Annotated in this window: 22 protein-coding genes; 11 read left to right on the forward strand and 11 right to left on the reverse strand. The window is 64.4% G+C overall.

What is annotated here, in order from left to right; translation table 11 throughout:
- Positions 1–223 precede the first annotated feature (223 nt).
- Positions 224–1,207, forward strand: a complete 984-nt coding sequence (gene ubiA, locus P9236_RS04235) for a 4-hydroxybenzoate octaprenyltransferase (protein WP_278073341.1) — start codon at positions 224–226, stop codon at positions 1,205–1,207.
- 176 nt (positions 1,208–1,383) lie between these two features.
- Here the strand turns inward: ubiA and P9236_RS04240 are convergent, their stop codons facing one another.
- From P9236_RS04240 to P9236_RS04250, 3 genes are all read right to left on the reverse strand, one after another.
- Positions 1,384–1,950 (reverse strand): DUF6101 family protein, encoded by a 567-nt coding sequence (locus P9236_RS04240; RefSeq protein WP_278073342.1) that lies wholly within the window; start codon positions 1,948–1,950, stop codon positions 1,384–1,386.
- Positions 1,951–2,136: 186 nt separating this feature from the next.
- Positions 2,137–3,579, reverse strand: a complete 1,443-nt coding sequence (locus P9236_RS04245; protein ID WP_278073343.1) for an FAD-binding oxidoreductase — start codon at positions 3,577–3,579, stop codon at positions 2,137–2,139.
- A gap of 19 nt (positions 3,580–3,598) precedes the next feature.
- Positions 3,599–4,561 carry an L-threonylcarbamoyladenylate synthase gene (locus tag P9236_RS04250; protein ID WP_278073542.1) on the reverse strand — a complete coding sequence of 321 codons (963 nt, stop codon included), beginning with the start codon at positions 4,559–4,561 and terminating at the stop codon, positions 3,599–3,601.
- 286 nt (positions 4,562–4,847) lie between these two features.
- Between P9236_RS04250 and P9236_RS04255 the strand changes: the two genes are divergently transcribed.
- Positions 4,848–5,309 (forward strand): hypothetical protein, encoded by a 462-nt coding sequence (locus P9236_RS04255; RefSeq protein ID WP_278073344.1) that lies wholly within the window; start codon positions 4,848–4,850, stop codon positions 5,307–5,309.
- 89 nt (positions 5,310–5,398) lie between these two features.
- Here P9236_RS04255 and P9236_RS04260 read toward each other — a convergent pair whose 3' ends face one another.
- The 3 genes from P9236_RS04260 to P9236_RS04270 form a co-directional block, all read right to left on the reverse strand.
- The gene (locus P9236_RS04260; protein WP_278073345.1) at positions 5,399–5,737 is read right to left on the reverse strand and encodes an ATPase; all 339 of its coding nucleotides are present in this window, start codon (positions 5,735–5,737) and stop codon (positions 5,399–5,401) included.
- A 255-nt stretch (positions 5,738–5,992) separates the two neighbouring features.
- Positions 5,993–8,290, reverse strand: coding sequence for a glycine--tRNA ligase subunit beta (gene glyS, locus P9236_RS04265; RefSeq protein WP_278073346.1), 2,298 nt, complete (start codon positions 8,288–8,290; stop codon positions 5,993–5,995).
- A gap of 398 nt (positions 8,291–8,688) precedes the next feature.
- Entirely contained in the window at positions 8,689–9,633 is a 945-nt protein-coding gene (locus tag P9236_RS04270) for a glycine--tRNA ligase subunit alpha (RefSeq protein ID WP_278073347.1), read from the reverse strand.
- A gap of 168 nt (positions 9,634–9,801) precedes the next feature.
- Between P9236_RS04270 and P9236_RS04275 the strand changes: the two genes are divergently transcribed.
- Positions 9,802–10,263, forward strand: coding sequence for a GNAT family N-acetyltransferase (locus P9236_RS04275; RefSeq protein ID WP_278073348.1), 462 nt, complete (start codon positions 9,802–9,804; stop codon positions 10,261–10,263).
- Positions 10,264–10,434: 171 nt separating this feature from the next.
- Positions 10,435–10,665, forward strand: coding sequence for a hypothetical protein (locus tag P9236_RS04280; RefSeq protein ID WP_278073349.1), 231 nt, complete (start codon positions 10,435–10,437; stop codon positions 10,663–10,665).
- An 83-nt stretch (positions 10,666–10,748) separates the two neighbouring features.
- Here P9236_RS04280 and P9236_RS04285 read toward each other — a convergent pair whose 3' ends face one another.
- From P9236_RS04285 to P9236_RS04305, 5 genes are all read right to left on the reverse strand, one after another.
- Positions 10,749–12,524: a tetratricopeptide repeat protein gene (locus tag P9236_RS04285; RefSeq protein ID WP_278073350.1), complete on the reverse strand. Its 1,776-nt coding sequence runs from the start codon at positions 12,522–12,524 to the stop codon at positions 10,749–10,751.
- Positions 12,525–12,721: 197 nt separating this feature from the next.
- Entirely contained in the window at positions 12,722–13,138 is a 417-nt protein-coding gene (locus tag P9236_RS04290; RefSeq protein WP_278073351.1) for a DUF1284 domain-containing protein, read from the reverse strand.
- A 6-nt stretch (positions 13,139–13,144) separates the two neighbouring features.
- A complete protein-coding gene (locus P9236_RS04295; protein WP_278073352.1) occupies positions 13,145–13,744 on the reverse strand; it encodes a biotin transporter BioY in 600 nt (199 codons plus the stop codon).
- Between the two features lie 207 nt (positions 13,745–13,951).
- The gene (locus P9236_RS04300; RefSeq protein WP_278073353.1) at positions 13,952–14,617 is read right to left on the reverse strand and encodes a GntR family transcriptional regulator; all 666 of its coding nucleotides are present in this window, start codon (positions 14,615–14,617) and stop codon (positions 13,952–13,954) included.
- Positions 14,618–14,721: 104 nt separating this feature from the next.
- Positions 14,722–15,735, reverse strand: a complete 1,014-nt coding sequence (locus P9236_RS04305) for a polyprenyl synthetase family protein (RefSeq protein ID WP_278073354.1) — start codon at positions 15,733–15,735, stop codon at positions 14,722–14,724.
- A gap of 161 nt (positions 15,736–15,896) precedes the next feature.
- On the opposite strand from P9236_RS04305, the gene P9236_RS04310 reads away from it, so the two are divergent.
- The 7 genes from P9236_RS04310 to P9236_RS04340 all read left to right on the forward strand — a co-directional run bounded on the left by P9236_RS04310 (position 15,897) and on the right by P9236_RS04340 (position 20,267).
- Positions 15,897–16,121, forward strand: a complete 225-nt coding sequence (locus tag P9236_RS04310; RefSeq protein ID WP_278073355.1) for a DUF2007 domain-containing protein — start codon at positions 15,897–15,899, stop codon at positions 16,119–16,121.
- A complete protein-coding gene (locus P9236_RS04315) occupies positions 16,121–16,915 on the forward strand; it encodes a methyltransferase (RefSeq protein WP_278073356.1) in 795 nt (264 codons plus the stop codon). The genes P9236_RS04310 and P9236_RS04315 overlap by 1 nt, the downstream gene beginning before the upstream one ends.
- 210 nt (positions 16,916–17,125) lie before the next feature.
- Entirely contained in the window at positions 17,126–17,983 is an 858-nt protein-coding gene (locus P9236_RS04320; RefSeq protein WP_278073357.1) for a S49 family peptidase, read from the forward strand.
- An 83-nt stretch (positions 17,984–18,066) separates the two neighbouring features.
- Positions 18,067–18,252 (forward strand): membrane protein, encoded by a 186-nt coding sequence (locus tag P9236_RS04325; protein ID WP_027164591.1) that lies wholly within the window; start codon positions 18,067–18,069, stop codon positions 18,250–18,252.
- Positions 18,253–18,277: 25 nt separating this feature from the next.
- Positions 18,278–19,174, forward strand: a complete 897-nt coding sequence (locus tag P9236_RS04330) for a 4-(cytidine 5'-diphospho)-2-C-methyl-D-erythritol kinase (protein ID WP_278073543.1) — start codon at positions 18,278–18,280, stop codon at positions 19,172–19,174.
- Positions 19,161–19,718, forward strand: a complete 558-nt coding sequence (gene moaB, locus P9236_RS04335; protein WP_278073358.1) for a molybdenum cofactor biosynthesis protein B — start codon at positions 19,161–19,163, stop codon at positions 19,716–19,718. Before P9236_RS04330 ends, moaB begins: the two co-directional genes overlap by 14 nt.
- Positions 19,719–19,841: 123 nt before the next feature.
- Positions 19,842–20,267, forward strand: a complete 426-nt coding sequence (locus P9236_RS04340) for a hypothetical protein (RefSeq protein WP_278073359.1) — start codon at positions 19,842–19,844, stop codon at positions 20,265–20,267.
- Positions 20,268–20,289: the final 22 nt, after the last annotated feature.

Raw genomic sequence — 20,289 nt, forward strand, 5'->3', positions numbered from 1 at the left:
GAACAATAGCCCGCCGGCTAGGCTCTGGGCTGCGATGACCTCGCTGCCTCACGATGTTTTCACCGGCTGACCGGATAGAGCGGTTCACCGTTTCACGGAAACGGCGAACCATTCTATCTCTTTGTTTTCACGCAATTCCGGACGGAAAACCGCTTCACACTTTTCCTGGAATTGCTCCAGGCTGCCGCTTGACGCCGTCCATCGCTGCTGCCACTCCAGCGCAATGGAAACCATTCAGTCGAAAGCCGCCCAGGGCCGCGTCGCGGACGCGCCGAGCGGCCATTGGGCGTACCGGGTGCTGCCGCGCTGGCTGTGGCCCTATGCGCAGCTCGCGCGCTGGGACCGACCGATCGGCTGGCAATTGCTGCTCTGGCCCTGCTGGTGGTCGGCAGCCCTTGCGGCCAGTGCCTATCCGCGCCCGACGGACCCGCTGCTGACGCTTTTGCCGGCGCCCTGGTACCTGTTGCTGTTCTTTATCGGCGCCGTGGCGATGCGCGGCGCCGGCTGCACCTATAACGACATCGTCGACGAGGACATCGACAACCAGGTCGAGCGCACGCGCTCGCGGCCGCTGCCGGCTGGCAAGGTGACAAAGCGCCAGGCATGGGCGTTCCTGATCATCCAGGCACTGGTAGGGCTCGCGGTGCTGCTCCAATTCAACAGCTTCGCCATTCCGCTCGGCATTGCCTCGCTGGCCATCGTCGCCGTCTATCCGTTCATGAAGCGCATCACCAACTGGCCGCAATTCGTGCTGGGGCTGGCCTTCTCCTGGGGCGCGCTGATGGGCTGGGCGGTCGAGTTCGGCGATCTCGATGGCCCCGCCGTCATGCTCTATATCGGCTCGATCCTGTGGGTGATCGGCTACGACACGATCTACGCGCATCAGGACAAGGAAGACGACGCCATTGTCGGCGTGCGCTCGACGGCGCGGCTGTTCGGCGACAACACCAAGATGTGGCTGGTGGGGCTCTATGGCGGCACGCTCGTATGCTTCGCGATCGCCTTTGCCTCGGCGCAGGTGCCGATGCCGGCACTGGCCGGACTGATCGCGGCCGGCGCGCATATGGCGCGCCAGATCGTCCGGCTCGACATCAACGATCCGGACCAATGCCTGAAGCTGTTCAAGTCGAACAATCAGGTCGGCTGGCTGATCTTTCTGGGACTGATCGGCGGCGCGCTGTGGGTGGCGCTGAAGCCGCTGGTGTAGCGCCACTTTTCCTTCTCCCCTTGTGGGAGAAGGTGGATCGGCGCGCAGCGCCGAGACGGTTGAGGGGTGTTCCAGCGGAGTGATAGGTTGGCGTTCCCTGGAGCACCCCTCATCCGTCGCCTTCGGCGACACCTTCTCCCACAAGGGGCCCCACAAGGGGAGAAGGGGGAACTGCGCTACTCCCGCGCAATGATCTCCTCGCCGCCGATGACGAGCCTCAGGCCGAGATTGCCGGTCCTGCGGCGGGCGAGGAAGCGCGGGCGGCGCATGTTGGATACGCGGCCCTTGCGGCGTTCCTGCGGCGGCAGCGCCTTGATGGCGGCGCCGAGCGATTCTTCCAGTGTGCGGGCAACGCCGTCGGCCTCGATCAGAAGCATAGGCAGGCGATAGGCGTCGGCCCAGGCGCGCCAGTCGGCGGCGACGTCGTCGAGATCGTCGGCAACCAGAAGCGGCACGGACAGCATCGGATCATTGTGCAGAAGTTCCAGCGTCACGGTGACGTTGCCGTCCGGATCCTCCATGGCGCGGGCAGCGACGCCGCGGAAGGCATTGGCGGGCAGCGCGATGATCGCCGGCAGGCCGCTCATCTCCAGCATGCGCCGGATGACGGCGCCACGCTGATCGATCGTGAAGGTAACATCGCCATAGTCGTCGCGCGTGGCATAGCTCACCATCTGCGGCAGGCGAAACGGGTCGAGACGCATGTTGCGCCCCGCCCAGACTGGCTTCAGTCCAGTGTTCATCGAGTGCCTTCCTGTTTCTCCTGAGGGCCGTTTTCCGGTTCTCTCCGGGCCGGTTTTTTTCCGGCCTCGTTATGGGAGAAACATTAGCGCTCGCTTCTTACCGCCGCGCTTAAGAAAGTCGGTTAAATTTTGCTGATCGGAGCCGATGGTTATCGGAATGCGACCAGCCACAAGATGTTGGAAGAATTAGATAACCTTACCGGGATTCATGATGCCGGCCGGATCGAAGGCGGCCTTCACCCGGCGCATCAGATCGATCGCCATCGGCGGCGCAGTGGCGATCAGTTCGTCGCGCTTCAGCTGGCCGATGCCATGCTCGGCCGAGATGGAGCCGTGGAAGGAGCGCACGACGTCGTGCACGGCCTTGTTCATCGCTCGGTAGAGGCCGAGGAACGCCTCATCGTCGCCGCCTTCGGGGCGGGAAATGTTATAGTGCAGATTGCCGTCGCCCATATGGCCGAAGCAGACGACGCGCGCGCCTGGGCTGACGGAGTCGACAGCGCCTGCCGCGGTCTCGATGAAGTCCGGGATCGAGGCGATCGGCACCGAGATGTCGTGCTTGATCGAAGCGCCCTCCGGCTTCTGGCACTCGGGCAGCACCTCGCGGAAATTCCAGAAGGCATCGCCCTGAGCCAAGCTGGCCGCGACCACGGCGTCGCCGACGATGCCTTTCTCGAGGCCGGCCGCCAGCACCTCCTCGATCAGCGCCCTGCCGTCCTCTTCCGAGCGGCCGGAAGAAATCTGCATCAGTACGTACCACGGCCAGTCGCCGGCCAGCGGCCGCGTCACGCCCTGCGCATGCTTGAGCGTAAAATCATAAGGCCGCTTGCCGATCAGCTCGAAAGCGGTGAGCGCGGCACCGGCTTGATCCATCGCCAGGGTGAACAGCGACAGCGCGTCTCTCGCCGAAGACAGGCCGACGAAGGCAACCTCCCTGCCCTTCGGCTTGGGAAACAGCTTGAGCACGGCGGCGGTGATAACGCCAAGCGTGCCCTCGGCGCCGACGAAAAGGTTCTTCAGATCGTAGCCGGTGTTGTCCTTCTTCAGCTTGCGCAGGTCGTCGAACACTTCTCCGGTCGGCAGCACCACTTCGACGCCGAGGCAGAGCTCACGCGCATTGCCATAGGCAAGCACGCCCGTGCCGCCGGCATTCGAGGAAAGATTGCCGCCGATCTGGCAGGAGCCTTGGGCCGCGAGCGACAGCGGAAACAGCCGGTCCGCGGCGTCGGCCGCTTCCTGCAGCGTCTGCAGGATAACGCCGGCCTCTGCCGTGACCGTGTTCGACAATATGTCGATCTCGCGGATGCGGTTCAGCCGCGACAGCGACAGGACGATATCGCGGCCGGATCTGTCCGGCACCTGGGCGCCGACCAGGCCGGTGTTGCCGCTCTGCGGCACGACCGGCGTTCCGGTCTCGGTTGCCAGACGCATGATGCGGCTTACTTCCTCGACGCTGCCCGGCCTGAGCACCAGCGACGTCCGGCCATGCCACAGGGCGCGCCGCTCGGTGATGTAGGGTGCGATGTCGGCCTGGTCGCGCAGCGCGTATTTGTCGCCGACGATGGCCGCGAAACGGTTGATGAGGGCAGGATCGAGGTCGAAGGGCTGATCGTCGGTCTGATCGTTCATGGAGTCCAAACTATGGTGCTCAGTCGATCTTGTCACGCGGGGCGGCGGCGCGCGCGAGCCGGTCGTTGATCGCCTCGCCCAGGCCGTCGAGCGGGATCGGCTCGACGGCGATGGTAGCGGCGCCGCTGTGGTCGAGCGCCTGCATATAGGCAAACAGATTGGCGGCCGCCTCGCGCAGATCGCCCGCTTCGGAAAGATTGCGCACTGCCACCGCGTCCCGCCAGCCTTCGGCACGATCGCGGCCAAAGGCCAGCAGCGCCTCGTCCCCGGCCACCCTATCGGCATTGAGACGCATCGCGGCGCCCGGAGCGTAATGCGAGGCGAGCATGCCGGGCGCCTGGATGCCGGCAGCGCCGCGGACAATCTTTGCGCCGGCAATGGCTTCGATCTCACGGGCGGCAATGCCGCCCGGCCTCAGCAGCCTCAGCTTGCCGTCCTCGATCTTGACGATGGTCGATTCCAGGCCGACGGGCGTTGCGCCGCCGTCGACCACCAGCTTGATCTTCCTGCCGAGATCGGCCGCAACCGCTTCTGCCGTCGTGGCGCTGATCTTGCCGGAGGAGTTGGCGCTGGGGGCGGCGAGGGGGCGGCCAAGCCGCGCGATCAATTCGCCGCCAAAACCCCTCGGCATACGCAGCGCGATGGTGTCCAGCCCTGCGGTGACCAGCGGATGGATGTTGTTTTCCGCGCGTTGCGGCAGTACCAGCGTCAGCGGACCGGGCCAGAAGGCCCTGGCCAGTTTCGTCGACAGCGGATCGAATTCGGCGATGCGGTTTGCCATGGTCAGATCGGCGACATGAGCAATCAGCGGATTGAAGCGCGGCCGGCCCTTGGCCTCGAAGATGCGCGCCACGGCGACGCCATTGGTGGCGTCGCCGGCGAGCCCGTAAACGGTCTCGGTCGGGATTGCGACGACATCGCCGGCTTCAAGCAGCGCCAGCGCCCGTTCCATCGCCTCGTCGACGGCAAGTATCTCAGCCAAATTCATCACCGATCCTGAACACGCCGGTCCCGTAATACGGCCGGCAATGCGGGGCAAGGCGGGCATTGGCGATTTATCAATCCCTAAAATGTTAAGTTTCCGCGCAAGCCGGCATCAATTCGCCGCCTCTAGGGTGTGGATTTCCGGTTGTTGGGCTCGGGGAGTGATCGTGATGCGTGTGCCTTGCTTCGCCGCAATTGCAGACGGAAGGCTACGGCAAAGTCGCCGAGCCCAACCGTTACGCAGTTTTCCCGCAATTGCCCTAGCAGCAATCGGTATCGGCTTTTTGGCGACGACCGGTCTGGCACAGGCCTCGTCCGTCATCGTGCTCGGCGTTTCGACCTCGACGCCTTCCGTGATCAGGCTGGCCGCGATCGAACCACGCAAGACCTCGACACCATCGATCGTGGCACTCGGCGAACCGGTGCCAGCCGTCACCGACGAAAAGGTGGCCGCGATCCCGGAGAAATCGGAGCAGAGGCACGCGCAGACGCCGACGATCATTCGCGGCGGCATCGTCGGCGGCGCCTTCGCGACACCCGCTGCGACCGCGGCAGCCAAATCCGCGGAACCGGCAAACGGCACCGCGCCCGCCACGCCTGCCAACGGCGCCGCCGCGGCAGCTCCCAACGGCGACACCAAAGCGGCCGACAACAAGCCGGCCGCAAACGGATCGGGCGGCCAGGCGCAGCCGCAAGCCAAACCGCAAAACAATTCGACGTTGCGGCCGGTTGGCAAGGCCATGTAGGCCGTCCTCGCTCCCGGTGATCTCGATGTTCGAGAAGAAGGGCGACGCCTGCTGCGCCGCCCTTCACTTTTCAAGCGACGAGAAACGGCTCAGGCCGCTTCTTCCTTATCGTCATCATCGGACTCGTCTTCGTCCTCGCCATCCTCATCCTCGTCGTCCGAGGCCTTGGCATCTTCGTCGGCGTCCTCATCGTCTTCGTCCTCGTCCTCGTCGTCGTCCGACTCGGCATCGCTTGAGGCAGCGGCTTCCTCCTCAGCGTCTTCATCGTCCTCGTCATCGCCGGCGTGTTCTTCGTCGTCTTCAGACGGATCGGCGGCTTCGATGGCCGCGGCGGCGGCATGGTCGAGAAGGTTTTCAGAAGCGGGCTCGACACCCTCGGCGGCGGCCGGGGTTTCTTCGGTCAATTCGATATCGTGAACGGAATTCATGGCATGCCTCCGTGGTTTGGGAACGTCTCAAGGCGCGTCGCTCTGAAACGAATTCAGGCGACGCGCTTTTGATGCATGTCGTTGTCCCAGAACCGCTGAACACCTCTGGGCGACATGCATGGTTCTCCCATGCGGAGGTCATCGTCATATGACTGTAAGCCGGCTCCGGCGTATTAAATTCGGGCGATGAAATTGTCGAAGCGCACCCGCGCCTTATGGGACGCAGGCAGCTTCGGATCGGCGATTTTTCAGCCGTCAGCCGACGATTTTTGAAAAATCGGCGACCTGGTCGGTGGCAGCGCGGATGCGGGCAAGCAGCGCCAGGCGGTTGGCGCGCACGGCCTGGTCCTCATCATTCACGAGAACGCCTTCAAAGAATGAATCAACGGGTTCACGCAAAACGCTAAGCGCCAGCATGGCGGCGGAAAAATCTTCGTTTTGAATCGCTTGTCCGGCTTCCTTCTCGGCGTGATTCACCGCGGCATGGAGCTTCTTTTCCGCGTCTTCGCGGAACAGAGCCGGCTCAACGGTCTCGGCGATGAGCGTTTTCTTCTTCTCCTCGGCGGCCAGGATGTTGGCGGCGCGCTTGGTGCCGGCGAGCAGGTTCTTGCCGTCCTCGGTGTCGAGGAAGGAACCCAGCGCTTCGACGCGGCGGACGATCTGCAGGAGGTCATCGTTCGACGATTGGTCGATCTCCCCCCTTGTAGGGGAGATGCCCGGCAGGGCAGAGGGGGGCGTGACAGAATGAAGGGCCGGCGGGACAGCGCCCTCCTCTGTCGGCTTCGCCGACATCTCCCCCACTAGGGGGGAGATGGGGCGCGAGCCCGCCGACAGCACGGCATCGATGAGGTCATACCGTGCGCCGCTTTCACGCAGATAGACCTTCAGGCGATCGTGGAAGAATGCGAGGAGGTCCGACATTTGGCCGGCACCGCCCGTGAAGTTCGCAAAGGCCTTGAAGAAGATCGAAGTCAGCCCCAAGCGAATGCGGTTCTCGATCAAAATCCTGACCACGCCAAGTGCCGCGCGCCGTAGCGCGAAGGGATCCTTGCTGCCGGTCGGCTTCTCGTCAATTGCCCAGAAGCCGCTCAACGTGTCGAACTTGTCGGCAAGCGCTACGGCAACCGACACGGGATCGGTTGGCACCCGGTCGGAAGGACCTTGCGGCTTGTAGTGCTCCTCGGCGGCCGCGGCCACGGACGGATGCTCGCCCTGCAGCAGCGCGTATTTGCGGCCCATGGCGCCTTGAAGCTCAGGGAACTCGCCGACCACTTCGGTCTGCAGATCGGCCTTGGCGAGCACCGCGGCTCGGGCGACGTGCGTGGGATCGGCGCCGACCACCGGCGCCAATTCCTCGGCTAGACGCCTGATGCGCGCGACCCGGGCACCCTGCGTGCCGAGCTTGGCATGGAACGTCACGTTGAGATGGTCGAGCCTCGCCATGCGTTGGTCGAGCGGCTTCTTCAGGTCCAGGTCGAACTTTGCCGCCGACTCCCACAACTGGTCGAGGTCCGGAAGGTCGCCCTGGTCGGTCTTCCAGAAATAGACCGCGTCGGAGAGCCGCGCCCGCACCACTTTGCCGTTGCCGTAGGCGATCTCCTTGCCGCCATCGGTCGCCTCGATATTGGCGACGAGGATGAAGCGATTGGAGAGGTCTTCGGCGGCGCCGTGCGGCCGGGTGACGAAGCATTTCTGGTTGGCGCGGATGGTGAGGCGGATAACCTCTGCCGGAATGGTGAGGAAATCCTGCTCGAACTCGCCCATCAGCACGACCGGCCATTCGACCAGGCCGGAAACTTCCTCCAGCAGGCCTTCGTCCTCGACGAGATCGAGGCCGTTGGCGAAAGCGACGTTGCGCGCGTCGGCGAGGATGATCTGCTTGCGCCGGTCGGCATCGAGCACGACCTTGGCCGCCTCGAGCTTGGCCGTGTAGTCGTCGAAGCGGCGAACGATGATCGGGCCTGGCGCGTGGAAGCGATGGCCGTAAGTGACATTGCCGGAGCGGATGCCGTCGATCTCGAAATCGACCACCACCGGCTCTTCTGTCTCCGGCCCGAAGGTGCAGACGATCGACTGCAGCGGCCGCACCCAGCGCAGCGAGCCTGGCCTGGCCGAGGCCGGCCCCCAACGCATCGATTTCGGCCAGGGGAAGTTTCTGATGATGCCCGGCACCAGCTCGGCGATGATCTCTTCGGCCGCCCGGCCCGGTTTCGAGATGTGGGCGACGTAGAAGTCGCCCTTCTTGGGATCCGAATGGACATGCGCCTCGGCGATCGAGGCGAGACCTGCCTTGCGCAGGAAACCCTGCACCGCCTGCTCGGGCGCCGTGGTCGACGGGCCCTTGATCTCCTCGCGAATATCTTTCGAGCGCGCGGTCAGCCCACGGATGTCGAACGCCAGGCGCCGCGGCGTCCAATATTCGCGCGCCGCCTCATAGGTCAAACCCGCCTCGACCAGACCGTCGGTCAGCATCTTCCTGAGATCGCCCGCCGCTTTGCGCTGCATGCGGGCGGGAATCTCTTCCGAGCGGAGTTCTAGGAGCAGGTCAGGCATAGGGGTCAGCTCATGCTGGCGGAGGGTCCGGGCGGCATAGCAACTCGGCTCGCCGCTGTCACCCCTTGCCTGCCGGTCTCCAGTTCGCCCGTTTTCAGGAAATTTTCAGGTCCTTGTCGGGACGCGGCGGACCCGCCCGTCCTAAGAAACCAGAAATCCCATGAACCAAACACAGCACTGAAGCGACCAACGCTCAGGCGGAGAACTATTGGCTGAACGGCGATGAAAACGGCATCGAGAACCCTGCAGATCCTGGCACTGAGCGCCTGCTTCGCCGCCCAGATGCATGGCACGTTCTCGATGCCTGGCGTGAGGCAAGCGCTGCGCACAATCGAAAGCGCAAGCAGCCAGAGCGCGTTGACGCTGACTGCCGCTGAGATCGCGAAAGCTTTCCTGAGCTAAGCCGCCAGACCGCCCGCCCGCGTCTTCAGGAACGCCTCGCCGCAGGCTTTGGCCAGATTGCGGACGCGCAGGATGTAGCTCTGCCGCTCGGTGACGGAGATCACGCCGCGCGCGTCGAGCAGGTTGAAGACATGGCTCGCCTTGATGCACTGGTCGTAGGCCGGGAAGACCATGCGGTGCGCCGCCAGATTGTCGTTCGCCGCCGGCGCGCCGGCGGCAAGCAGCGCCCTGCACTCGGCCTCGGCGTCCTCGAAATGCCGAAGCAGCATCGCGGTGTTGGCGAATTCGAAATTGTGGCGCGAATATTCCTGCTCGGCCTGCAGGAAGACCTCGCCATAGGTGACCTTCTCGGCGCCCTCGCGGCCGTTGAAGTTCAAGTCGTAGACATTGTCGACGCCCTGCACATACATGGCGAGACGCTCGAGCCCATAGGTGAGCTCGCCGGCCACCGGCGCGCATTCGATGCCGCAGACCTGCTGGAAATAGGTGAACTGCGACACTTCCATGCCGTCGCACCAGCACTCCCAGCCGAGGCCCCAGGCGCCCAGCGTCGGGCTTTCCCAATCGTCCTCGACGAAGCGGATGTCGTGCAGCAGCGGATCGACGCCGATAGCCTCGAGCGAACCTAGATAGAGTTCCTGCAGGTTGGGCGGGTTCGGCTTCAGGATCACCTGATATTGATAGTAATGCTGCAGCCGGTTCGGGTTCTCGCCGTAGCGGCCGTCCTTCGGGCGGCGCGACGGCTGCACGTAAGCCGCGTTCCAGCGCAGCGGCCCAAGCGCGCGCAAAGTGGTTGCCGGGTGGAAGGTGCCGGCGCCGACTTCCATGTCGTAGGGCTGCAGGATGACGCAGCCATAGGCGGCCCAGTAATTATGCAAGGTCAGGATCAGCCCCTGGAAGGAGCGGCTGGGATGCATGTGGGCAGGAATTTCGACGGTCACGGCGGCCTCGGAAAGCGCTGGAATGGGCATTCCCTAGTTGCCGGGGCGGCGAGCGTCAAGGCAGAGCGCCGCATCACGGAGAGGTTGAACGCTTTGCCAGCGGCTGGCCCATTGCTGGGCGTCGCAGTTGGCCGTTTGCTCTCGCCGCTTCAATCTGAGGGGTATGTCATGTCAAGCCAATTGATCGTCCGCCCCGTCACTCGGCAGGATTACGGACAATGGCTGCCGCTCTGGGACGGCTATAATGAATTCTACGGCCGTTCGGGCGAGACCGCGCTTGCCGGCGAGATCACCCAGATGACCTGGTCGCGCTTCTTCGATGCCTATGAGCCGATGCATGCGCTGGTGGCCGAGCGCGACGGCAAGCTTCTCGGCCTGGTCCACTATCTCTACCACCGCTCGACCACCGCGATCGCCCCGAATTGCTACCTGCAGGATCTGTTCACGTCGCTGGCATCGCGCGGCCAAGGCGTCGGCAGGGCGCTGATCGAGGGCGTCTACGAGCGCGCCAAAGCCGCTGGCTCGGGCCGCGTCTACTGGCTGACGCACGAGACCAACCACACCGCCATGCAGCTCTACGACAAGATCGGCGAGCGCTCGGGGTTCGTCGTTTACCGGAAAATGTTTTAGGTCCTCGACACAGGGATTTTTGAAAGTCGCCATTGTCGACGAGTAAGATTTTCGCCGGTCATTTCCGTGAAATCGGCACGAACGCTGAGATTGGCTGAAGCCGCCCGAATCTCGTCATTCCAGGGCGGAGCAGCCGCGAAGCGGCGTCGCGGAGACCCTGGAATCCATTCCGTGACCCTGATCAAAGAGTGCAGCGGAGCAGAATTCTGCGCCGCAGCAGCGCTCATGCGTTACGGAATGGACCTCGGGTCTGCGCGCCTCGCTTCGCTCCTTGCTCCGCCCGTGGATGACGATCGCGATGGGCGTTTCGGCCAATCTCCAACGCATGCCGCCTGCCAACGCAAACAGCCTACAGGTCAAGATTTCTCCGCCAGGGAACTGGCGTTTGCCGATATTCAGTGAGGCCGGCCCGGGCTCGGCAGACGCCGAGCCGAAACGAAAACGGGGCTAGATGAGCCCCGTCGTCTTGAACGTTGGCGGAAGGGTCACCCCTTCGGCGGGGGCGGCGTGACCGGCTTGACCTTGGGGGTTTCCTGCGCCGTGTTGGATTCGATCGGCGGCAGGCCCTTGAGCAGCTTCTGCTGCAGGGCGGCAAGCACGTCCGGGTCCGGCTTAAGGTCGCGTGCCTGTGTCCACTGGAACGTCGCTTCCAGCTTGCGGCCGACGCGCCAATACGCGTCGCCCAGATGGTCGTTGAGGACCGGATCTTCCGGCTTCAGCGACACGGCGCGCTCCATTTCGCGGACGGCGTCATCGAAGCGGCCGAGGCGGTAATAGGCCCATCCCAGCGAATCGACGATGTAGCCGTCGCTTGGCCTGAGATCCACGGCCTTCTGGATCATCGCCAGGCCTTCCTTGAGGTTGGTGTTCATATCGACCCAGGAATAGCCGAGATAGTTCAGAACCTGAGGCTGGTCGGGCTGCAACTCCAGCGCCTTGCGGAAATTGGGCTCTGCCTTCGGCCATTCCTTCAGCCGCTCATAGGCGATGCCGCGCTGGTAGAAGATGTTCCAGTTGGCTGCGGTCGGCGTCTTCAGCGCCTCGACGGCCTTGTCGTAGAGATTGGCGGCCGAGCGGTAATCCTCCTTGGAGGAATAGACGCCGCCGAGCGCGAGATAGCCGCGCATGTCGGCCGGATGCGCATCGACATAACCCTTGAGGTGCGCGATCGCCTCGTCGTTGCGGTCGATGTCGGCGAGGTTCAGGCCAAGCTGCAGCTCCGAAAGTTCTTTCAGCGGCGAGGAGGCCGGAATGCGGCGGTAGAGCGCGATCGCACCCTCGCCGTCCTTCAGCTGCTCGGCGACGGCAGCGAGCTGAACGAGGGCGGCATCGCTGTCCGGCTTCAACGCCAGCGCATATTGCAGATAGAGCCGCACGAAAGGCTCGCCGCCGCCGCGATTGAGCGCGGTGGCGAGGTCGAGCAGGATTTCGGAGGCGCCGTCGGCCGGGGTAGCGGCCAAGGGCTCGATCTTGTCGCCCTTGTTGATCCTGTCGCGCAGCGTGGTGATTTCGAGCTTGCCCGGCGCGAAGGCCTCGGCCTGGTTGAGCACCGCAAGCGCCTTCGTCTTGTCGCCCTTGCGAGAGAGGAACGAGGCATAGGCCTGGGCGTTGCGCATCCACGTCTCGGGCGCGGAGCCACCAGCGGCGGTGTCGGCCAGGGTGGCGGCGTAGATTTCATCGGCCTTGTCGGAAAGACCGGCGGCGTCGGCGATCAGCGCGCGATGATAGGACTTGAACAGGCCGAACCAGTCCGGTCCCTTGAGCTTGTCGATGGATTCCATCGCTTCCGACGCACTGCCCGCGCCTTCCTTGGCCCAGCCGTCCATGACGCCGGAGAGCAGCCGGTCGAGATCGGATTCGAGCGACAGCTTCAGCCAGTACTGGGCCTTGGCGTAGTCCTTCTTGTGGAAGGAATCGACGGCAAGCGCCAGCCGCGAGAAGCGCTCGACATCGGGCACTTCCTTGAGCTTGTCGGCATAGACCAGCGATTCCTCGAAACGCCCTTGCGCGACCAGCGCCAGCATCAGGCTCTGCTGCAGCTCCGTGTCATTGGGAGCAAAGGCCAGCGCCTGCTTGTAATAGGCGATGGCATTATTGAGATCGTTGTCGCTTTCGGCGATGTGGGCAGCAAGATAGGCGCCCGAGAAGGACGTGATCTGGATCGGTTGGGCGTTTTCCTTGGCATGGGCAGGCAGCACCGAAAGCGCCACACCCGTCAAAAATGCCAGCCTTGTCAGCCAGCGCGCACGTCTTTGCTGCATCTTATCCCTTTCAGCCAGACGGGTTCCCGCCCTTGGCGGACCGCCCACAGACTCGATCTTTTCCAGACAAAGCATGGCCTTTTTGGGGTCGGGCTTCAATCCGGCGCGAATCACAATGCGATCATCCAACTTAAAAAACGATGCCCGGCGACCGAAAAGTCCGGAGCGGGCGCCTGCGGCCCGGCGGTATCGGCCGCCTATAGGCGGGCATCTTGAAATCCGCCGGCGGCGACCGCACCGCAGAGGCCAGACCATTCGCAGCCGGAGCATGCCTGGCGCGTCTGGCCGGAGGAAAACGCCGTCCGCATCCGCGCCAAGCCGGCGGGGTCCAGGGCGAGCCGGTCGCCGGCCTGGACCGGCCGGCCGAGGAGGGCGCCGACATCGCGCGCGGCGAGCCCATCCCGCTCGGCGGCGCTTTCGCGCAGGCAGTGCGGCTCGGGCTCGTCCAGCATCGGGGCACAGATGTCGTCCGGCCCGGAGACGATCAAGACCGCCTCGCCCTCGCCCAGCCGCCCCACCACCTTGTCATAGTTGGCGGTGAAGGCGGGCGAATAACCCTTGCCGACATAGGTCAGCAAGCAGAGCAGATGGTGGGCGCGCAGTCGGACGGTCATCGCGTCTTAGGCGCGCGGATCGCGCGGTTCGGCGCGATAGGTCGAGAAGAGCTTCAGCGTCGCGGCGCCCAGCGCCGACTTCAGCAGGCCGCCGACGATGAAGGGCAGGAAGCCGAAGGTGATCGCCTTCTCGGCGCCGATCATGACGGCAAGCCAGGCCGTGCCGAGAACCAGGCACATAAGATTGCCGATGAGCATAGCGGCGAAGGCAAGCATCACCCGATTGCCGTTCCAGCCGCGCTCGGCCAGCCAGCCGACGACCGCGCCGACGACCGGGAACGAGAAGAGATAGCCGCCGGTCGGGCCGACGAAATGCTGTAGGCCGGCGGCGCCGCCCGCCAGAACCGGAAAGCCAGCGGCGCCCTCGACGAGCCACGCCGCGATGGTGAGCGCACCGAACCGCCAGCCATAGAGGGCGCCGACGAGCGTCACGGCGAAAGTCTGCATGGTGACCGGAACCGGCACCATCGGCACCTCGATATAGGACGACAGCGCCAGGAACAGCGAGCCGAGGACGACGGCGCCGGCCTTCCAGGCGACGGAGCGACTATCCAGTCTGAGCGGGCTGAAGGAGGGTTTGCGGGTCGAAACGGCGATGTTTGTCACGGTGATGTCCCTGGCTGGTTTAAAATTATAGATAATTTATGCGTTCGATCTATTATCGAATCCATATTTTTGCAGAGATGGCAAGTGCTCCCTTTCGGAGACATAGATCGACGCGCGATGAGGCTGAGCCATTCAAGGGCCGTTAGGGTGCCCAAAACCGACATTTGGCTGCGATGGAGCGCAGAAGCGTAACTGTGTCTGCGTTCTCTAGCCGACTATGGCGAAGGCGTCGCGGGTCTTGCCGGAAGCGGTCTTGACCGGTTTCTGGCCGATCCATTGCACGTGCCGGCCAAGCGTGGCGGCGGCCGATTCCGTATTGCCATGCCTGAGCGCGCTCAAAATCGCGCGATGATCCTGGTCGGTGCGGGTCTCCCATTCGGAGCGCCAGGCCGCAAACAGGAAGCGGGCGCTCGCGGCATGCAGGTCGTCTATGGTGGAAAGCAGGCGCGGCATGTTGCAGGGCGCCAGGATGAGCCGGTGGAAGGTGCGATTGGCCTCTTCCCAGGAGCGGACGTCGCGGGATTTGTCGCCCGCCTTGGTCGCCTCCTCGGCCTGGTCGAGGATCGCCGGCGTCAGATGCGGTGCGGCGTGGCGCAGCGCCAGCACTTCCAGCGCCGCGCGCATCTCGGCCACTTCCCGGACCTCACCGAGGTCGAACGCGGCGACGCGCACGCCACGGCGCGGCTCGCTGATCGCCAACCCTTGCGCCTCCAGGCGGCGGAAGGCCTCGCGCACCGGCACGTGGCTGGTGCCGAATTCCTCGGCGACATGGTCCTGGCGCAGCCGCGATCCGGGCTCGATCGCGCCCGAAATGATGCGGTCCGCCAGTTCCTTGCTGATGCGGACGGCGATCGTGTCGTCAGTGCTGGCCATATTTTATAGATAATTTGCGCGACGGCCGTTTGTCGAGACGACCGGAGCGGGATTCACAGATCACCTCACCCGGCGCCAGGCAAGCTCCGGGAAGACCGACGCTCTCAGTTGACGCGGCTGATGCAGAAATCGATGACGTCGATCAGCGCCGACTTCTGCGGCGTCGCTTCCAGCGGCGCCAGCGCGTCGCGGGCAATCTCGCCGAAGTGACGCGCGCGGCCGATCGTATCGGCGATGGCGCCGTGGCGGGTCATCAGGCCGATCGCCTTCTCGAGCCCGGCATCGTCGGTGACGTTGTCCTCGATGGCACGCTTCCAGAAGGTGCGCTCGGCCTTGGTGCCGCGCCGATAGGCGAGGATCACCGGCAGCGTCACCTTGCCCTCGCGGAAATCGTCGCCGACATTCTTGCCGAGCTCCTTGCTGGAGCCGCCATAGTCCAGCGCGTCGTCTATGAGTTGGAAGGCAAGGCCGAGATTCATACCGTAGGAGCGCAGCGCGGCGCGGTCGTTGCGGGAGGCCTGGGCAATCACCGGACCGACTTCGGCCGCGGCCGAGAACAGGGCGGCGGTCTTGGCCTTGATGACGGCGAAATGCTCGTCCTCGGTGGTCTCCAGGTTCTTGGCGGCGGCAAGCTGCATCACCTCGCCCTCGGCGATGATGGAGGCGGCGCTCGACAGAATGTCGAGGGCTTCCAGCGAGCCGACCTCGACCATCATGCGAAAAGCTTGGCCGAGCAGGAAATCGCCCACCAGCACGCTTGCCTGGTTGCCCCAGATCATGCGCGCCGTCTTCTTGCCGCGGCGAAGTGCGCTCTCGTCGACCACGTCATCGTGGAGCAGCGTCGCGGTGTGCATGAATTCGACCGCAGTGGCGAGCTTGACGTGGCCTTCGCCCGCATAGCCGAACATCTGGGCGGCGGCGAGCGTCAGCATCGGCCTGAGCCGCTTGCCACCGGACGAGATCAGGTGGTTGGCGATCTCCGGGATCATCTCGACGTCGGAGCCCGCCTTGGACAGGATCAGCTCGTTGACGCGTCCCATGTCGGCTGCCGTCAGATCGATGAGATCCTTGATGGAAGCGGGTTCCCGCTTGCCTTCGATATTCAGAACGACACCCACCACGATCACTCCCGTCTATTGACGCGCACGACAACACCCTGGTCCCGAGAAGACTCTAGGTCGGCACAACCGGGCACGGCAAGAGGCGAATTGGCGCGGCTTGGCTGGTACGAGGCTGCCTTGGCGTTTACATAAACGCCGCAACCTGCGATTTTCATTTCATGATTGAACTCGTCCGCACCAACGACGCCGTCGTCATTTCCTTCGTCGAATCGCTGATGCGCGACGCCGGCATCGCCTGCTTCGTCGCCGACCAGAACATGAGCGTGCTCGACGGATCGATCGGCATCCTGCCCAGGCGCGTCATGGTCGATGCCGACAAGGCGGATGCGGCGCGGCGCATCCTGAAGGATGCCGGCATCGAAAACGAGATTCGCCGGAAATAATGGCAGCCTCGACCGCCCTCGCCCCCGACACGCCGGCCCACACGGTCGATGCCTTCCATCGCGGGCGTTTCTGGCTGGTTCAGCCGAGACAAGGCCACCGCGCCGGCATGGACGCCATGATGCTGGCCGCTGCTGTTCCATCTGCCTTTTCCGGCGGGCTCGCCGATTTCGGCGCCGGCGCAGGTGCGGCCGCGCTGGCCGTGTTGTCGCGCTGTCCGCAATCGCGCGCGGTTCTGGTCGAGCGCTCCGCAGAGATGGCGGCGTTTGCCGCCGCCACGCTTGCACATCCGGGCAATGCGCATCTCGTTGGTCGCGCCTCGGCGCTGACGGCCGACGTCACGCTTGCCGGCCGCGCTCGGGCCGAAGCCGGGCTTGCCGACAATTCCTTCGACTTCGTCATCATGAACCCGCCGTTCAACGCGGCGCAAGATCGCGCCACGCCGGATGCGCTGCGAAAGCAAGCGCATGTCACGGAGGACGGGCTGTTCGAGAGCTGGATCAGAAGCGCCGCCGCCGTCGTCAAGCCCCGCGGCGGGCTGGCGATGATCGCCCGGCCGGAGCAGCTCGTCGCCATCCTCGATGCGCTCGAAGGCCGCTTCGGCGACGCCGAGATGCTTTGCGTCCACCCTCGCCCGGACGCGGCGGCGATCCGCATCGTCGTCAGGGCGGCGCTCGGCGCGCGCGGCAAGCTGTCGATCCGGCCGCCGCTCATCTTGCACGGACCATCCGGCAGCGAGCCGACGGAGCGAACCGAGATGATCAACAATGGGCTGGCGTCGCTTTTCGGCGATTGATCCTTGAAGCGCGTCGCGTTGAAACGGATTCTGGCGACGCGCTTCAAGTATTTATTTTATGCATGTCTTTTTCGCAAAACCGCTTCACACTTTTGCTCGACATGCACTGGCCGGCAATCGCCATTGCCGTTGGCCGGCGAATTCCTACATGCCGGGAGCAAGGATGAGGTCTCACCCCTGCTCTTGCACCTCTTCTGGAGACGAGCTTTCGTGAAACGCTTCTTCAATCGCCTGCTGCCGAAATCCTGGCGCTCGACAGTCGTCACCATCCCGGTCATCCGGCTGCACGGCACCATCCTGCCCGGCGGCGGCCAGTTCCGGCCGAGCCTGTCTCTCGCCTCGACGGCCGGCATGATCGAGAAGGCGTTCAGCTTCGACGCGCCGGCGATCGCGATTTCGATCAACTCACCGGGTGGCTCGCCGGTGCAGTCGCGGCTGATCTTCAAGCGCATCCGCGATCTGGCAGCGGAAAAGAACAAGAAGGTGCTGGTCTTCGTCGAGGATGTGGCGGCTTCCGGCGGTTACATGATCGCGATCGCCGGTGACGAGATCTTCGCCGACCCCTCTTCGATCGTCGGTTCGATCGGCGTCGTTTCCGCCTCCTTCGGGTTCCAGGAACTGCTGAAGAAGATCGGCATCGAGCGGCGCGTCCACACCGCCGGCCAGAACAAGGCGGTGCTCGACCCGTTCAAGCCGGAGAAGAAGGAAGACGTCGAGCGGCTGAAGGCGCTGCAGCTCGAAGTACACGAGACCTTCATCGATCTGGTCAAGGAGCGGCGCGGCACCAAGCTCAAGGACGATCCGGATCTGTTCACCGGCCTGTTCTGGACCGCCAAGAAGGGCCTCGAGCTCGGTCTCGTCGATGCGCTGGGCGACATGCGCAGCGTGCTCAAGACCCGTTTCGGCGAAAAGACGCAGCTCAAGCTGATCACCACTCCGCGCGGGTTTTTCGGCCGTTTCGGCCTGTTCGGCTCGCGTTTTTCGGCGCCGGATATCGCCGCGGCCGCCGCGAGCGGTGTCATCGATGCGGCGGAAGAGCGCGCGCTGTGGGCGCGCTTCGGGCTTTGAAAACGCCATGAAAGTGGCTAGCATGATCGCTTGACCGACCTGTACGGCCGGCCTTGCCGCGCGAACGCGGGAGGAGTTTTGAGATGCCGCAGATCATTTTCTTCGCTGTCGTCGGCGCCGCCGCCTATTTCGGCTATCGCGCTTTCGTGCGTGAGGCCGAGCGCGTGACGGCAAAAATCCGGCGCACCGAGAAACAGGCGGCCAACGGCACGATGGGCACGCTGGTCAAGGATCCGAAGACCGGCGAGTACCGTCTGGCCAAGGACTGAAGCCATCTCGCCAGCAGCCGACATTCTGGAGCCCGAGGCCAAGTCCCGGACATGGCTTGCGCCTGCCAAGATCAATCTGGCACTGCATGTCATCGGACGGCGCGCCGATGGCTACCACCTGCTCGACAGCCTGGCCGTGTTCACCCGGTTCGGCGACCGGCTGCAGATCGAGCCGGCGGAGCATGACGCGTTCTCGGTATCCGGCCCCTTCGCCGCCGGCATGCCGCTCGGTGGCGACAATCTGGTCGTGCGGGCGCGTGAGGCCTTACGCCAAGAGGCCGGTCCGGAGCGGACGTCACCCGTTGCCATACAACTGGAAAAGAACCTGCCGATCGCCTCCGGCGTCGGCGGCGGCTCGAGCGACGCCGCGGCCGCGCTCGACGGTCTTGCGCGTCTCTGGAAGCTCGATATCGACGAAGCCGGTCTGGCGCGGATCGGGCTGGCGCTCGGCGCCGATCTGCCGATGTGTCTCAAGGCGAAGCCGCTGATTGCGCGCGGCATCGGCGATGAATTGTCGCCGCTGGCGGAATTTCCGGCATTGGCGTTGGTTCTGGTCAATTCCAGCGCCGCCGTCTCGACGCCCGACGTGTTCAAAGCACTTTCCAGGCGCGACAATGAGGCATTGCCGCCCCTGCCGAGCCGTCTGGATTTTCACACCATCCGCAACTGGCTCGAAGCGACCCGCAACGATCTCGAACCCGCCGCCCAAACCATCCAGCCGGCCGTCGGCGAAGCGCTCAAGGCACTCAAAAAAGCAGGTGCCGCCTTCGCCCGTATGTCCGGCTCCGGGGCCACCTGCTTCGGCCTGTTCGAAACCGGCAATGTCGCCAAGCGCGCGGCGATCGACATCCGCGGCCGCCATCCCGGCTGGTTCGTCGCAGCGACGCGCAGCATGGAGGCCGACGCTCATGGCCAAGATTGACGAAAACCGTCCCTTCATTCCGGTGCGCATCGCGGTGCTGACCGTTTCCGACACGCGCAGCCTAGCCGACGACAAATCGGGTCAGACGCTGGCCGACCGGATCGCGGAGGCAGGCCATATCCTGGCCGCCCGCGACATAGTCATCGACGACCGCGAAAAGATCCGCGAGAAAGTGCTTGGCTGGTCGAGGGACGAAGCGGTGGATGTCATCATCACCACCGGCGGCACCGGCTTCACCGGGCGCGACGTGACGCCGGAGGCGCTGGAACCGATCTTCGAAAAACGCATGGATGGGTTTTCGGAAGTCTTCCACCGCATCTCCTATGACAAGATCGGCACCTCGACGATCCAGAGCCGGGCGACCGGCGGCGTCGTCAACGCCACCTTCGTCTTCGTCCTGCCGGGCTCGCCCGGCGCCTGCAAGGACGCCTGGGACGGCATCATCAAGGCGCAGCTCGACTACCGGCACATGCCGTGCAACTTCGTCGAGATCATGCCGCGGCTGGACGAGCATCTCAGGCGAGGCGGCAAGGCCGCCTCGTAAAGCACGGGCAAAGCACCCGATCGGCATCCGGTTTGCAGGCGGAATGGCGCTCTCGCCTTCGAGGCGCCATTCCGAAGTCGATGCCGGCGAAGTACCTTGTGCGAGGAAACAAGGGACCGTGCCATGACCGTTCACAGCGGCGGATGTCATTGCGGCAACATCCGCCTGAGCTTCTCCAGCGCTCTCGATCCCGGCGGGATGGAAATCCGCGCCTGCCAGTGCTCGTTTTGCATCCGGCATGGATCGCGGGCGGCTGCCGATCCGGACGGGACGCTGGTCGTCTCGGTCGAAGACAGCGCGCGGCTGCAGATCTATCGCTTCGGCCTGCGCACCGCCGACTATCTCCTCTGCCGCGAATGCGGCGTCTATGTCGCGGCGATCGCCGGCGATGGCGCTGACGCCAGGGCCATCGTCATCATCAATGCGCTGGATGATCGAGAGCAGTTCTCCCGCGAGCCGATCCCGGTCCGCTACGACGCCGAAAGCCGCGAGCAGCGACTGGCCAGGCGTCGCACCGCCTGGATGCCGGTTGAAGTCCGTGGGATCTGACCCGTTTGTTTTGACGCAATTC

Source organism: Mesorhizobium sp. WSM4884, assembly GCF_029625675.1.
Lineage (GTDB): Bacteria > Pseudomonadota > Alphaproteobacteria > Rhizobiales > Rhizobiaceae > Mesorhizobium.

Bases quoted from the DNA above. Each gene is read 5' to 3' on its own strand.
- ubiA (WP_278073341.1), top strand. From the start codon at position 224: ATGGAAACCATTCAGTCGAAAGCCGCCCAGGGCCGCGTCGCGGACGCG.
- P9236_RS04240 (WP_278073342.1), bottom strand. From the start codon at position 1,950: ATGAACACTGGACTGAAGCCAGTCTGGGCGGGGCGCAACATGCGTCTC.
- P9236_RS04245 (WP_278073343.1), bottom strand. From the start codon at position 3,579: ATGAACGATCAGACCGACGATCAGCCCTTCGACCTCGATCCTGCCCTC.
- P9236_RS04260 (WP_278073345.1), bottom strand. From the start codon at position 5,737: ATGAATTCCGTTCACGATATCGAATTGACCGAAGAAACCCCGGCCGCC.
- glyS (WP_278073346.1), bottom strand. From the start codon at position 8,290: ATGCCTGACCTGCTCCTAGAACTCCGCTCGGAAGAGATTCCCGCCCGC.
- P9236_RS04275 (WP_278073348.1), top strand. From the start codon at position 9,802: ATGTCAAGCCAATTGATCGTCCGCCCCGTCACTCGGCAGGATTACGGA.
- P9236_RS04285 (WP_278073350.1), bottom strand. From the start codon at position 12,524: ATGCAGCAAAGACGTGCGCGCTGGCTGACAAGGCTGGCATTTTTGACG.
- P9236_RS04290 (WP_278073351.1), bottom strand. From the start codon at position 13,138: ATGACCGTCCGACTGCGCGCCCACCATCTGCTCTGCTTGCTGACCTAT.
- P9236_RS04300 (WP_278073353.1), bottom strand. From the start codon at position 14,617: ATGGCCAGCACTGACGACACGATCGCCGTCCGCATCAGCAAGGAACTG.
- P9236_RS04310 (WP_278073355.1), top strand. From the start codon at position 15,897: ATGATTGAACTCGTCCGCACCAACGACGCCGTCGTCATTTCCTTCGTC.
- P9236_RS04315 (WP_278073356.1), top strand. From the start codon at position 16,121: ATGGCAGCCTCGACCGCCCTCGCCCCCGACACGCCGGCCCACACGGTC.
- P9236_RS04325 (WP_027164591.1), top strand. From the start codon at position 18,067: ATGCCGCAGATCATTTTCTTCGCTGTCGTCGGCGCCGCCGCCTATTTC.
- moaB (WP_278073358.1), top strand. From the start codon at position 19,161: ATGGCCAAGATTGACGAAAACCGTCCCTTCATTCCGGTGCGCATCGCG.
- P9236_RS04340 (WP_278073359.1), top strand. From the start codon at position 19,842: ATGACCGTTCACAGCGGCGGATGTCATTGCGGCAACATCCGCCTGAGC.